This window comes from Nonomuraea rosea, from assembly GCF_039539705.1.
Lineage (GTDB): Bacteria > Actinomycetota > Actinomycetes > Streptosporangiales > Streptosporangiaceae > Nonomuraea > Nonomuraea rosea.
Window position 1 is genome coordinate 304,793 of the sequence record NZ_BAABDQ010000003.1, and the last position, 11,433, is coordinate 316,225.

At 70.5% G+C, this 11,433-nt stretch carries 14 protein-coding genes and 1 riboswitch; of the genes, 8 read left to right on the plus strand and 6 right to left on the minus strand.

Features of this window, described 5'->3' with window-relative positions; translation table 11 throughout:
• Positions 1 to 86: 86 nt before the first annotated feature.
• On the plus strand, positions 87 to 467 hold the full coding sequence (locus ABEA43_RS08875) for a hypothetical protein (RefSeq protein WP_345560135.1): 381 nt from the start codon (positions 87 to 89) through the stop codon (positions 465 to 467).
• A 186-nt stretch (positions 468 to 653) separates the two neighbouring features.
• Positions 654 to 1,229, plus strand: a complete 576-nt coding sequence (locus ABEA43_RS08880) for an HD domain-containing protein (protein ID WP_345560136.1) — start codon at positions 654 to 656, stop codon at positions 1,227 to 1,229.
• A 186-nt stretch (positions 1,230 to 1,415) separates the two neighbouring features.
• Here the strand turns inward: ABEA43_RS08880 and ABEA43_RS08885 are convergent, their stop codons facing one another.
• Positions 1,416 to 2,762: an ankyrin repeat domain-containing protein gene (locus ABEA43_RS08885; protein WP_345560137.1), complete on the minus strand. Its 1,347-nt coding sequence runs from the start codon at positions 2,760 to 2,762 to the stop codon at positions 1,416 to 1,418.
• Between the two features lie 263 nt (positions 2,763 to 3,025).
• On the opposite strand from ABEA43_RS08885, the gene ABEA43_RS08890 reads away from it, so the two are divergent.
• The 3 genes from ABEA43_RS08890 (at position 3,026) to ABEA43_RS08900 (ending at position 5,180) form a co-directional block, all read left to right on the plus strand.
• Positions 3,026 to 3,772 (plus strand): DUF1707 SHOCT-like domain-containing protein, encoded by a 747-nt coding sequence (locus ABEA43_RS08890; protein WP_345560138.1) that lies wholly within the window; start codon positions 3,026 to 3,028, stop codon positions 3,770 to 3,772.
• Positions 3,773 to 3,960: 188 nt separating this feature from the next.
• A complete protein-coding gene (locus ABEA43_RS08895) occupies positions 3,961 to 4,464 on the plus strand; it encodes a SigE family RNA polymerase sigma factor (protein WP_345560139.1) in 504 nt (167 codons plus the stop codon).
• 2 nt (positions 4,465 to 4,466) lie between these two features.
• Positions 4,467 to 5,180: a hypothetical protein gene (locus ABEA43_RS08900; RefSeq protein WP_345560140.1), complete on the plus strand. Its 714-nt coding sequence runs from the start codon at positions 4,467 to 4,469 to the stop codon at positions 5,178 to 5,180.
• 46 nt (positions 5,181 to 5,226) lie between these two features.
• Here the strand turns inward: ABEA43_RS08900 and ABEA43_RS08905 are convergent, their stop codons facing one another.
• From ABEA43_RS08905 to ABEA43_RS08920, 5 genes are all read right to left on the minus strand, one after another.
• Positions 5,227 to 6,018 (minus strand): sirohydrochlorin chelatase, encoded by a 792-nt coding sequence (locus ABEA43_RS08905; protein WP_425570210.1) that lies wholly within the window; start codon positions 6,016 to 6,018, stop codon positions 5,227 to 5,229.
• Positions 6,000 to 6,728, minus strand: coding sequence for a phosphoadenylyl-sulfate reductase (locus ABEA43_RS08910; protein ID WP_345560141.1), 729 nt, complete (start codon positions 6,726 to 6,728; stop codon positions 6,000 to 6,002). Before ABEA43_RS08910 ends, ABEA43_RS08905 begins: the two co-directional genes overlap by 19 nt.
• A gap of 136 nt (positions 6,729 to 6,864) precedes the next feature.
• Positions 6,865 to 8,553, minus strand: a complete 1,689-nt coding sequence (locus ABEA43_RS08915) for a nitrite/sulfite reductase (protein WP_345560142.1) — start codon at positions 8,551 to 8,553, stop codon at positions 6,865 to 6,867.
• A gap of 106 nt (positions 8,554 to 8,659) precedes the next feature.
• On the minus strand, positions 8,660 to 8,749 hold the full coding sequence (locus tag ABEA43_RS68135; RefSeq protein WP_379507194.1) for a putative leader peptide: 90 nt from the start codon (positions 8,747 to 8,749) through the stop codon (positions 8,660 to 8,662).
• Between the two features lie 99 nt (positions 8,750 to 8,848).
• A complete protein-coding gene (locus ABEA43_RS08920; protein WP_345560143.1) occupies positions 8,849 to 8,983 on the minus strand; it encodes a hypothetical protein in 135 nt (44 codons plus the stop codon).
• A 38-nt stretch (positions 8,984 to 9,021) separates the two neighbouring features.
• Here ABEA43_RS08920 and ABEA43_RS08925 point away from each other — a divergent pair, with 38 nt between their 5' ends.
• Genes ABEA43_RS08925 through ABEA43_RS08935 form a run of 3 tightly spaced genes read left to right on the plus strand, consistent with a single transcriptional unit; the run spans position 9,022 to position 11,259 of the window.
• Positions 9,022 to 9,831: a TIGR03084 family metal-binding protein gene (locus ABEA43_RS08925; RefSeq protein WP_345560144.1), complete on the plus strand. Its 810-nt coding sequence runs from the start codon at positions 9,022 to 9,024 to the stop codon at positions 9,829 to 9,831.
• Between the two features lie 48 nt (positions 9,832 to 9,879).
• Positions 9,880 to 10,263, plus strand: a complete 384-nt coding sequence (locus ABEA43_RS08930; protein WP_425570212.1) for a YccF domain-containing protein — start codon at positions 9,880 to 9,882, stop codon at positions 10,261 to 10,263.
• 57 nt (positions 10,264 to 10,320) lie between these two features.
• On the plus strand, positions 10,321 to 11,259 hold the full coding sequence (locus tag ABEA43_RS08935) for a YihY/virulence factor BrkB family protein (protein ID WP_345560146.1): 939 nt from the start codon (positions 10,321 to 10,323) through the stop codon (positions 11,257 to 11,259).
• A gap of 74 nt (positions 11,260 to 11,333) precedes the next feature.
• Positions 11,334 to 11,416: riboswitch (ZMP/ZTP riboswitch) on the plus strand.
• Positions 11,417 to 11,433: the final 17 nt, after the last annotated feature.

Genomic DNA, 11,433 nt, shown 5'->3' on the forward strand with positions numbered 1-11,433 from the left:
GAATGCACGTGAATACTGAAAGTCGGCAACCGCGACGCCCCAGGCGGATCGCGGGACTAGCACTGGCCGGCACCGTTGCCGGTCTCATGCTCCTTCCTCTGGGTCAGGGGATCGCCAGTGCGAGCGCAGGCGGTGCCCTCGTCCCGACCGGTGTCGGCGTCGTCTCGAACGAGAAGCCGGTCCTCGGGTGCGGCTGGGGCCGTCGCTGTGGCGGCTGCGGCAACCGCTGGTGCGGCCGCCGCTGGTGGGGCCACCGTTCGTACGGTCACCACCACAACCACTTCAGCCACCACAAGTTCGACAACAGGCGGCACCACGAGGAGCCGGTGATCCACCACGCTCCGCCGGTCACGCCTCCGGTCAAGGAGCCGCACAAGCCGCCGGTCAAGGACGACCATCACCCGATCAAGGACGACAACCACGACGACTGGACGCCGTTCGACGACTGGTCGCCGTTCGACAGCTAGGCCGCCCGATCCGGCGACCGGCGCCGAGCGTAAATCGCTCCCGTATCCGTTGAACGGCGGACGACAAATGCCGTGGCCAATTGACCGGCCACGGCATTTATCGAATTCGGAGTTCTCGCAGTCATTCTGCCGCGGCGGCGGCCGAGGCCGTCGTCTAGGCTCTGAAAGAGACGAGAGGGGGTCCTCGTGACGGACGATGTGACGGGGCTGGCGGGGTTGATGTACGAGTTCGGGCTGCTCAAGCGCTACAAGCGCACCGGGTGGCTGGTCGCGGGCGTACGCGATCCCGAGAGCATCGCCGAGCACTCCTTCCGCGCGGCGGTCATCGCGAGTGTGATCGCCAAGCTGGAGGGCGGCAATCCGGAGCGGGCCGCGTTCATGAGCCTGTTCCATGACACGCAGGAGACCCGCATCACCGACATCCCCTATATCGGCAAGCGCTACCTCAAGGCGGCCGCCAATGAGGCCGTCACCGCCGACCAGATGCGCGGCGTGCCCGCGCCGGTGGCCGACATGGTGAGCGACGCCGTGGGGGAGTACGAAGAGAAGGCCAGCATCGAGGCCGTCTGCGCGCGCGACGCCGACAAGCTGGAGTGCCTCATCCAGGCGGTCGAATACCGCGAGCAGGGGCACCAGAACGTCCAGGGGTGGATCGACAGCTCGCTGGCCGCCCTGACGACCCCGACGGGCAAACGCCTCGCCGAGGAGGCCCTGAGCACGGGGACCCTGGAATGGGTCACCCGCGTGCTCGACGGCGGCTGAGCGCGGGCCTCCTGGAGCGGGATCATCCGCCTACCTGGCAGGGTCTGCGCGGGCGCCCCCGATTGGGTCATCCGCATGCCCGGCGGTAACTGAGCGGGCGGGCCACCCCGGCGAGCGCGGGTGCCTCAGCGGTGGGTGGGAGTGGTCGCCGGCCAGGGCGTCGGATGCCGCCGTGGCCGGCGCGGATCACTCGGCGTTCGGGTTGGTGACGAGGTCTCGCTCGTACTCGTCGTCGCTCTCCGCCAGCACCCGGGCGGCCCCTTGCGCGGCCCGCTCGTCCCCGCGGGCGGACAGCCCGCGCGTGGCCTCGGCCACCGTGCGCAGGTCCGGGTCGGCGAGCCGGGCGGCCAGCGCCTCCCTGATGACCGGCGTGTCGGCCGAGAGCCCGGCGAGCCCGGCGGTGGCCCAGTCGCGGACCTCCGTGTCCTCGTCCGTCGTCATCTCGATCAGCAGCGCCAGCCCCTCCTCGTGGTCCGGCGGCAGCACGTCGGCCAGCGCGATCGCGTCCGTCATCGTGCGCTGGTGCCCGGGGCGGCGGATGACGTCCAGCACGTGGGGCAGCGCCCGCGGGTCGCCCTGGTGGCCGAGCGCGGCCAGGACCGAGCGCAGGACCTGCGGGTTGCCCTCCGTGGTGACCATCTTCTGCAGCAGCGGCAGCGTCCTGTCCAGGTAGGGCTTCTCGTCGTCCGCGAACCCGAACTGGGCGATCGCGTCCACCCCGAACTCCCGCTCCCTGGCGTCCTCGCTCACGCACAGCTTGGCCAGCGCCTCGTACGTCTCGTCGTCGGCCCGCTTGCCCAGCGAGTCGGCGACGATCCACCAGGTCTCGGCGTCCTCGTCGACGTCGCGATGGGCCAGGGCCCGCGCCACGAGCCGGTCCACCGGCGTATAGATGCCTGCCGTGTCCTCCAGCAGGGTCGCGATCGCCGCGTGCCCGCGCTGCGCCTGCACCTGCTCCGTCTGCTCGCCGTCGGCCGATCGGCCGGCCACCGTGACGAGCTCGGTGCCGTCCTTGGCGTACTGGCGGCCCACGACGTACTCCCAGCCGTCCTGCTCGACCTGGTCGAGCAGCGCGCTCTCCAGGTGTACGCCCACCCAGGCGACGGCGATGTCGATCGGCATGTCGCCGTCACCGTCGAACTTCTCGTGGTCGGCGCCCGCCTCAAGCAGCACCTGCACCATGCCGAGCGCGCCGCGCCTGGCGGCCAGGGAGAGCGGGGTGTCGCCGTCGTCGTTGGACGCGTCGACCTCCGCCCCCGCCTCGATCAGCACCCTGGCGGTCGCGGCATGGCCGTTGGCGGCGGCCCAGAGCAGCGCCGTCCAGCCGCCGGCCTCCCGGCCGTTCACGTCGGCGCCGGCGGTCAGCAGCGCGCTCGCCACCTCGGAGCGGTCCCAGGCGGCGGCCGCGCACAGCGGCAGGCCTTCCTCTTCGCCCTGGCTGAGCTGGTTGGGGTCGGCGCCGCCGGTCAGCAGCTTGCCCACGGTCTCAGACTCGCCGTTCAACGCCGCGCGGTAGAGCTGTTCCTCATGCATGACACGGACCCTAGCCTGGTCCGGCCGCCCACCGGGCCAAGCCGGGGCCATGTCATGGGCTGGTACGCGCCCCGCCCCCGGACGGGCTCGGCGTCCCGGCCCCGGGCGGGCTCGGCGTCCCGGCCCCGGGCGGGCTCGGCGTCCCGGCCCCGGGCGGGTTCGGCCACCGTCTCCAGCATGAGGGGCGACTGCATGGTTAGCGGTATACGGATTCCTCCCTCGGGAGGAGTCACGTTTCGGGCAAGACGCGATATGTTGCGAGTATGACTGATCCGGGTGAGGTCCGAGCGTCGGACGCCGAAAGAGAGGCCGTCGTCGAGCAGCTCCGTGTCGCATCGGTCGAGGGCAGACTCACTCTGGCCGAGCTGACCGATCGCACGGAGGCCGCCTACACCGCGACCACCCACGCCGAGCTGGCCCTGCTCACCCAGGACCTGCCGGCGGGCGCGGCCATGCCGGCCCCCAGGCCCGCGTCCGTGCCGCAGGTCCGCGAGGGCAGGAAGCGGCGCTGGTTCGTCGGCGTGATGGGCGACTCCAAGCGGCGCGGGACGTGGCGCATCGACCAGGAGCTCGGCGCCGTCGCCGTGATGGGCGACGTGCTGCTCGACCTGCGCGAGGCCGAGGTGCGCACGGACACGGTGGACATCATGGCCGTCTCCGTGATGGGCGACGTGAAGATCATCGTGCCCGACGGGGTGAACGTGGACCTCGACGGCGTGGCCATCATGGGCGACAAGAAGGTGGACGTCCTGGAGGGCTCGCCCGGCATGAACGTGCCGGTCATCAGGGTCCACGCGTACGCGGTGATGGGCGACGTCAAGGTGATCGGCGACTCGCGGGCGCAGCCGCTGCAGCGCGGCTTCGCGGCCTGGCGGGAGCACTGGCGGCGGCTGCACGGCGAGGACTGGCGCGAGCTGGGCAGGAAGGTCCGCGACGAGGGCCGCGACCTGCGCAGGCAGCTCCGCGACGAGGAGCGGGACGCGCGCAGGGGTCTCGGGCGCGGCTACTGACCGCGCCGCAGGGATCTCAGGCGCGGGCGGCTACTGACCGCGCCGCAGGGGCCTCAGGCGCGGCTACTGACCGGGATCTCCCCGCGATCTCCCCGGATCTCCCCGCGATCTCCCGGGATCTCGTGCAACGTTCCGGTCCTCCTGGCGCGTAGTGATCGGTGAACGTCACCGAACAGTGAGGACCCTCGATGCGGGATCGAGCCGACTTCGAACGCTATGTGGAGCAGCGTTCGGCCCGCCTGCTCAGAACGGCGTACCTGCTGTGCCGCGACTGGGCCACGGCGGAAGACCTGGTGCAGACGGCGCTGGCCAAAGCCTGGCTGGCGTGGCGGCGCGTGGGCGCGAACCCCGACCCGTACGTCTACCGCATCCTGACCAACACGCACGCCTCCTGGTGGCGGCGGCGCTGGCGGGGCGAGGTGGCCACGGGCGAGCTGCCCGACAGCGCCCAGCCGGGGGACGCGGCGGCGGAGCTCGGCACCCGTGAGACGCTCAGGGCCGCCCTGGCGGCGCTGCCCGGCAAACAGCGGGCCGTGATCGTGCTGCGCTACTTCGAGGACCTCCCGGACGAGACGATCGCCGGGATCGTCGGCTGTTCGGTGGCGACCGTACGCAGTCAGGCCAGCCGCGCGCTGGCCAAGCTGCGGCTCGATCCCGCGGCGCGGGCTGCGACAGAGACGACGGGGAGCTGACCGTGACCACAGGGCAAGAGCAGGAGCTGCGCGAGCTGCTCGAAGGCGACAGCGACGGCGGGCCCCGCGGGGGCGTGACCGTGGCGGACGTGGACGCCAGGGTGCGCGGCCTGCGCAGGCGGCGCGCGCAGGTGGCGGGGTCGGCCGCGCTGGCCGTGCTGGCGGTGACGGCGGCGGTGTCGGTCCCGCCGCGCACGCGGCCCGCGACCGCGCCCGGCGAGGTGTGGACCGGCGTGCTCGCCCAGCCCTCCGCCGCTGAGCAGGCCCGGCCGATCTATCGCAGCCTGCCGTTCTACCACCGCTTCCAGCGGGGCGGGACGCGGGAGACGCTGATGTTCGGCTCTTCGGCGAAGAAGGTGCGTTTCTCGGTGCGCTGTCCCACGGGCGGCTACGCGCTGATCTGGCTGAACGGGAAGCTCGCCGCGAACGGCCGGTGCGACGGCACCGCCTCGTCGTCACCCCACTGGCTCGGGCAGGACGCGGCCGCGCGGCCGGACGTCCCGAACGAGGTGACAGCCGCGCTCATACCCACGACGGCCGCCCGGACGACTGGCCGGATGACGGAAGAGCGCGCCCGCGAGCTGCTGGACGGCGCGGCCCCCTACGCGGCCGACTGGCTGGTGACCGTGATGGACGTCGAGTCGCTGACGTGCCGGGCGGACGTCGTCGTCATCAACCCGGCCACCGGCGACATCGTCCCGACCTGCAAGAAGTGAGCACCGCCCGGCGGCTCAGCCCACCAGGGCCGTACCGACCGGCGGCTCAGCCCACCAGGGCCACCGGCTGCCGCTGGGCGGCCTCGTAGCGTTCGAGCAGCACGTCCACCAGCTCCGGCGCCGGTCCGAGCACGTCGGCCACGACGTCGGCGCCCGCCGCCAGCGTGCCGCGGCGTACCTTGTCGGCGAAGTAACCGGGCGCGAGCAGGTACGGCGCGACGACCACCCGCGGCGCGCCCGCCCGCCTGAGCTCGGCCACGGCCTGCTCGGGAGTGGGCGAGGCGGCGGAGGCGTAGCCGGCGGACACCGTCCACCAGCCGGAGCGCCGCCATGTCCGCGCCAGTCCCGCGACCACCGCGTTCGCCCTGGCGTCGCTCGAACCCGCCGACACCAGCACCACCGCCGTGCCCGGGTCCCCGGCGGGCACGCCCGCCTCGGCGAGCCGCCGCTCAAGCGCCGGCCGCAGCAGCGGGTGCGGGCCCAGCGTGGCGCCGTAGTGCACGCGCAGGCGCGGGTCGCGCGCCCGGATCTCGTTGAGCGCCGACGGCAGGTCCACCCGGCTGTGGTACGCCTCCGTCAGCAGCAGCGGCAGCACCACGGCCTCCTGCAGCCCGTTCAGCGCCTGAGCCAGCGTCGGGGTGCAGTGGTCCAGGTACGCCACGCGTACGGGCACCTCAGGGCGCGCCAGGCGTACCCGGTCGAGCAGCGCGGCCACGGTGGCGGCGGCGCGCGGATCTCGCGACCCGTGCGCCACCGCCACCAATGGCACGCCTCCGGGGGCCGCCCCGCCTGCCAACGGGACGGTTCCCCTGCTGGGGATCACAGGTGAATGCCGCATTCGACCTTCCCCAGACCCGCCCAGCGACCGCTGCGCGGATCCTCTCCCTCCGCGACCTGCCGCGTGCACGGCCCGCAGCCGATCGAGGGGTAGTTGTCATAGTGCAACGGGTTGATCAGCACCCCGTTGTCGGAGATGTAGTTGTCGACGTCCTCCTGGGTCCAGGCCGCGATCGGGTTGACCTTGACCATCTGCCGCTTGGCGTCCCACTCGACGACCTTGGTGTCCGTCCTGCTGGAGGACTCGTCCCTGCGGATGCCGGAGATCCACGCCAGGTACGGCTCCAGCGCCCGGTTGAGCGGCTCCACCTTGCGCAGGAAGCAGCACAGGTCGGGGTTGCGGCCGAACAGGCGCGGGCCGAGGTCGCGATCCTGCTCCTCGACCGTCCGCGACGGCTTGATGTCGATCACGTTGACGTCGTAGACCTGTCGCACCGCGTCCCGCGTGCCGATGGTCTCGGCGAAGTGGTAGCCGGTGTCGATGAACAGCACGTCCACGCCGGGCTTGACCCTGCTGACCAGGTCGATCAGCAGGGCGTCGCTCATGGAGGAGGTCAGGCACAGCCGGTCCCCGAACGTCGCCGCCGCCCAGCGGATGATCTCGCGAGCGGGGGCGCCCTCCAGGAAGGTCGCGGCGGACTCGACGATGTCCTGCAGGTCGAGCACGCCACGCTGATCTCTTAAACCGACCTCGATGTCCACCAGCGTCATATCTTCACTCCGATTCCGAGAAACTTCAGCTTGAAGGCACGAGCGCAGGCGCGGCAGTACCAGCCGCCGTCCCCTTCGTAGGGCTCCAGGTCCTCATCGCCGCAGTAGGGGCAATGGAACGGGACCGCTCGTGTGGTCATTTCAGGTCCGCCTCGTCGGCTCGCTGCACCCAGTCGGCGAACGACTCGCCTTCCTTCTTCTGGGTGTCGTAGTTCGTCACGACGCGCGAGACGTAGTCGGGCAGCGCCTTGGCGGTGGTCTTGAGCCCGCGGACCTTGCGGCCGAAGCCGGCGTTGACGCCGAGCGAGCCGCCCAGGTGGATCTGGAAGCCCTCGACCTGCTCGCCGTGCTCGTCCACCACGAGCTGGCCCTTCAGGCCGATGTCGGCGACCTGGATGCGGGCGCAGGAGTTGGGGCAGCCGTTGACGTTGATGGTGAGGGGCTGGTCGAACGACGGCAGCCGCCGCTCCAGCTCGTCGATCAGGTTGGCGGCGCTGGCCTTGGTCTCGACGATGGCCAGCTTGCAGTATTCGATGCCGGTGCACGCCATCGTCTGCCGGCGGAACGTGGACGGCCTGACCTGCAGGTCGTTCTCCTCCAGCGCGGCCACGATCGAGTCGACCTGGTCGGGTGCGACGTCGAGGACGACCATCTTCTGCTCGACCGTCGTACGGACCCGGCTGGAGCCGTGCCGCTCGGCGATGTCGGCGATCACGTGCAGCTTGTCGCCGTCGAGCCGGCCCACCTTGGGCGCGAAGCCGACGTAGAAGTTGCCGTCCTTCTGCGGGAAGACGCCGACGTGGTCACGGCGGCTGCCGCGCGGCAGCTCGGGCGCGGGCCCGTCGGGCAGCGGCTCCTTGAGGTATTCGGTCTCGAGGATCTCCCGGAACTTCTCCGGCCCCCAGTCGTTGACCAGGAACTTGATCCGGGCCCGGTGCCGCAGCCGCCGGTAGCCGTAGTCGCGGAAGATCCCGATGACGCCGCCGTAGACGTCGGCCGCCTGCTCCGGCTTGACGAACACGCCGAGCCGCTTGCCCAGCATCGGGTTGGTGGACAGGCCGCCGCCGACCCACAGGTCGTAGCCGGCCTCGCCCTGCTCGTTGACCACGCCCACGAACGCCACGTCGTTGATCTCGTGCACCGTGCAGTGCGCCGGGCACCCGCTCAGCGCCGACTTGAACTTGCGCGGCAGGTTGGAGTACTCCGGGTTGCCGATGAACTCCCGGTTGATCTCCTGGATCTGCTCGGTCGCGTCGAGGACCTCGCCGGAGTCGATCCCGGCCAGCGGACAGCCGAGGATCACGCGCGGGGTGTCGCCGCACGCCTCCGTGGTCGACAGGCCCACCGCCTCCAGCCGCTCCCAGATGTCCGGCACCGACTCGATCTCGATCCAGTGGAGCTGGATGTTCTGGCGGTCGGTCAGGTCAGCGGTGCCGCGGCCGTACTCGTTGGAGATGTCCGCGATCACCCGGAGCTGGGCCAGGTCGAGCTGGCCGCCGTCGATGCGCACCCGCAGCATGAAGTAGCTGTCGTCGAGCTCCTCGGGCTCCAGGATCGCCGTCTTGCCGCCGTCGATGCCGGGCTTGCGCTGGGTGTAGAGGCCGTACCAGCGCATGCGGCCGCGAAGGTCCGCGGGGTCGATGGAGTCGAAGCCCTGCTTGGCGTAGATGTCGATGATGCGTTGGCGGACGTTGAGGCCGTCGTCGTTCTTCTTGTTCTCTTCGTTCTTGTTGAGCGGCTCCCGATAACCGAGAGCCCACTGGCCTTCGCCGCGCGGGCGTTTGTGATGGCGGCTGGCAGGTGTGCGGCTGGCAGGCGTGCTCATTGCGCGTCCTTCGGTTCATGGGCGCGCGCACGGTTCCTCCGCCTCGTCATCGAGGGCAGGGGTGGTGGGGAGGATTGCGACGCGCTCAGCGGCAAAAACAGGTGAGTTAGCGGGCGTCGCAACAGATGGCACTGCGGACACGCTGAAGATCGACGTGGCGCCGACCGACGAGCATGGGATCCGCTGGCATACTCATGAAGATACTCCGGCCGTCCCGTATGTCCAAGACGGGGTCCAGAGTGTGGGACTGTCCGACCCTCGTCCGGCCTATACGTCCGGCGCGCTCAGCCCCGTATCAGCCCTGTCGCGGCCAGTCGAGCGCCGACTCCTGCGGCTCTTCCTCGACCTGGTGCTGGCAGTCGCACCAGGAGCCGCCGCGGCAGTCCTCGTGACGTTTGTCCTTGCAGCTCTCGCAGATCACGCTTCGCATTATTCTCCCAGAACGTTGTTCGGGTTACGCTGGCGCGCGTGAAGCCCAAGGACCCGCAGGACCTCATGGCGGAGCTGACCGGCGACCTGCGCGCCGAGACCGCCGCCTTCGAGGCGCTGCTCCAGCCCCTGCGCGACGAGGACTGGGAGCTGACCACGCCCGCGGAGGGATGGGCGATCCGCGATCAGGTGAGCCATCTGGCCTGGTTCGACGACGCGGCGGTCCGCGCGGTCACCGACCCTGAGGCCCACGCGGCCACACTGGACGGCTCCCTGAGCGGTTCCGCGGCCGGCTTCGTGGACGACATCGCGCTGGAGTCGCGCGGGATGCCGCCCGCCGACCTGCACGCGTGGTTCCGCACGGCACGGGCCCGCAGCCTGGAGGTGTTCGCCACGCTCGGGGCGCGCGAGCGGGTGCCGTGGTTCGGGCCGCCCATGTCGGCCGCGTCCTTCGTCACCGCGCGGCTGATGGAGACCTGGGCGCACGGCCAGGACGTGGCCGACGCGCTCGGCGTCGTCCGGCGGCCCGCCGAGCGGCTGCGGCACGTGGCCGCGATCGGGTTCAGGGCCAGGCCGTACAGCTTCGCCGTGCGCGGGCTGCCCGTGCCGGCCGAGCCGGTGCGGGCGGAGCTGACCACGCCAGGGGGCGCCCTCTGGACGGCGGGCCCGGCGGAGGCGGACAGCGTCGTACGCGGGCCGATGCTCGACTTCTGCCTGGTCGTGACGCAGCGCATCCATCTGTCCGACACCGCGCTGGAGCTGACGGGCGAGCCCGTAAGGGCCTGGATGGAGATCGCGCAGGCGTTCGCGGGAGGTCCAGGAAAGGGCAGGGCGCCCAGGTCAGGGTGAGATCAGGGTCATTCCGGATGACGCGCGGGGCACGCGCGATGACATGCTGTGAGCATGCTGCGCACCATCTTGAACGTCATCTGGCTCGTCTTCGCCGGGGTCTGGCTGGCTCTGGGCTACGCGCTGGCGGGGGTGATCTGCTGCATCCTGATCATCACGATCCCGTTCGGCATCGCCTCGTTCAGGATCGCCGCGTACGCGCTGTGGCCGTTCGGCAGGACCGTGGTGCGCGACCCCGACTCCGGCGTGTTCTCCTTGCTGGGCAACATCATCTGGTGCGTGGTCGCCGGCATCTGGCTGGCCATCGGCCACGTGATCACTTCGATCCCGCTGTTCATCTCCGTCATCGGCATCCCGCTGGGCATCGCGAACCTCAAACTCATCCCGGTTTCGCTGCTACCGCTGGGCGCGCGCATCGTAGACAACGACTAGGGCAGTACGGGGACGTAAGCTGTCCCGGAGACTCACTGCTAAAAACCGTTGGGTGCCATGACGTCGACCGATGCGCCTCCACGGCCCAAGGGCAAGAGACGGCTCACCGCCAATGCCCGGGCCCGGCTGATCTGGGTGCTCGACACCAGGTCGTGGGCGATCGTCCGCGCGACCACCAACGCCGGCGTCACCTACCGGGTCACCGGTCTGGCGGGCGAGGCGGCGTTCTTCGCGCTGCTCTCGCTGCCGCCGTTCGTGCTGGGCCTGATCGGCGTGCTGGGCAAGCTCGGCACTTGGCTCGGGCCCACCGTGGTCACGCAGGTCAAGACCTGGGTCATCGACCAGGCCGGGCTGCTGTTCACCGACGACGCCGTCCAGAAGGTGATCAACCCGCTGCTCACCGACGTGCTGAGCGACGACGCGGGCAAGGTCTCGATCATCTCGCTGGGCTTCCTGCTGTCGCTCTGGTCCGGCTCCAGGGCCCTCTATGTCTACGTCGACCTCATCTCCGTGGCCTACGGGCTGGGGGAAGAACGCGGCATCATCCGCACCCGGCTGATGTCGTTCGGCCTCTACATCGTGGGGCTGATCATCGGGATCATCGTCATGCCGATCCTGGTGATCGGGCCGACCCTGCTCAAGGACGCGCTGCCCGGCGAATACGGCATCCTGATCGACTTCCTCTACTGGCCGGTGGTGATCAGCGGCTCGGTGCTGTTCCTGACGGTCCTCTACCACGTGAGCGTGCCCGTGCGCACGAAGTGGTACCGCGAGCTGCCGGGGGCGATCCTGGCGCTGTTCCTGTGGATCGTCTGCGCGGCCGTGCTGCGGGCCGTGCTGGCGGCGTGGTTCTCGCCGGTCTCCGTCTACGGCTCGCTGGCCGCGCCCATCGCGCTGCTGCTCTGGCTCTACATCACCGCGCTGGCCGTGCTGATCGGGGCGATCCTCAACGCCGAGGTGGACCGGCTGTGGCCGGGCGTGAGCCGTACCAAATAGGCCATGCCGAACAGACGCCGAAGTCCTGAGCGTCGTTCGCGCGAATTCAGCCCGTGCGGGATCCGATATCGTCTGTAGCCAGACGCGACTGGCGCATTGGGTGGGATCGACCACCGGGGAGCGAAAGGAGCGGAGGCCGTGCGCCTGGGTCTTCGCGAGTTGTCAACGATGACA

Coding starts and splice junctions, on each gene's coding strand:
- ABEA43_RS08905 (WP_425570210.1), bottom strand. CDS start 6,018: ATGCGGCATTCACCTGTGATCCCCAGCAGGGGAACCGTCCCGTTGGCA.
- ABEA43_RS08890 (WP_345560138.1), top strand. CDS start 3,026: ATGACTGATCCGGGTGAGGTCCGAGCGTCGGACGCCGAAAGAGAGGCC.
- ABEA43_RS08910 (WP_345560141.1), bottom strand. CDS start 6,728: ATGACGCTGGTGGACATCGAGGTCGGTTTAAGAGATCAGCGTGGCGTG.
- ABEA43_RS08935 (WP_345560146.1), top strand. CDS start 10,321: ATGACGTCGACCGATGCGCCTCCACGGCCCAAGGGCAAGAGACGGCTC.
- ABEA43_RS08875 (WP_345560135.1), top strand. CDS start 87: ATGCTCCTTCCTCTGGGTCAGGGGATCGCCAGTGCGAGCGCAGGCGGT.
- ABEA43_RS08920 (WP_345560143.1), bottom strand. CDS start 8,983: ATGCGAAGCGTGATCTGCGAGAGCTGCAAGGACAAACGTCACGAGGAC.
- ABEA43_RS08895 (WP_345560139.1), top strand. CDS start 3,961: ATGCGGGATCGAGCCGACTTCGAACGCTATGTGGAGCAGCGTTCGGCC.
- ABEA43_RS08885 (WP_345560137.1), bottom strand. CDS start 2,762: ATGCATGAGGAACAGCTCTACCGCGCGGCGTTGAACGGCGAGTCTGAG.
- ABEA43_RS08915 (WP_345560142.1), bottom strand. CDS start 8,553: ATGAGCACGCCTGCCAGCCGCACACCTGCCAGCCGCCATCACAAACGC.
- ABEA43_RS68135 (WP_379507194.1), bottom strand. CDS start 8,749: ATGAGTATGCCAGCGGATCCCATGCTCGTCGGTCGGCGCCACGTCGAT.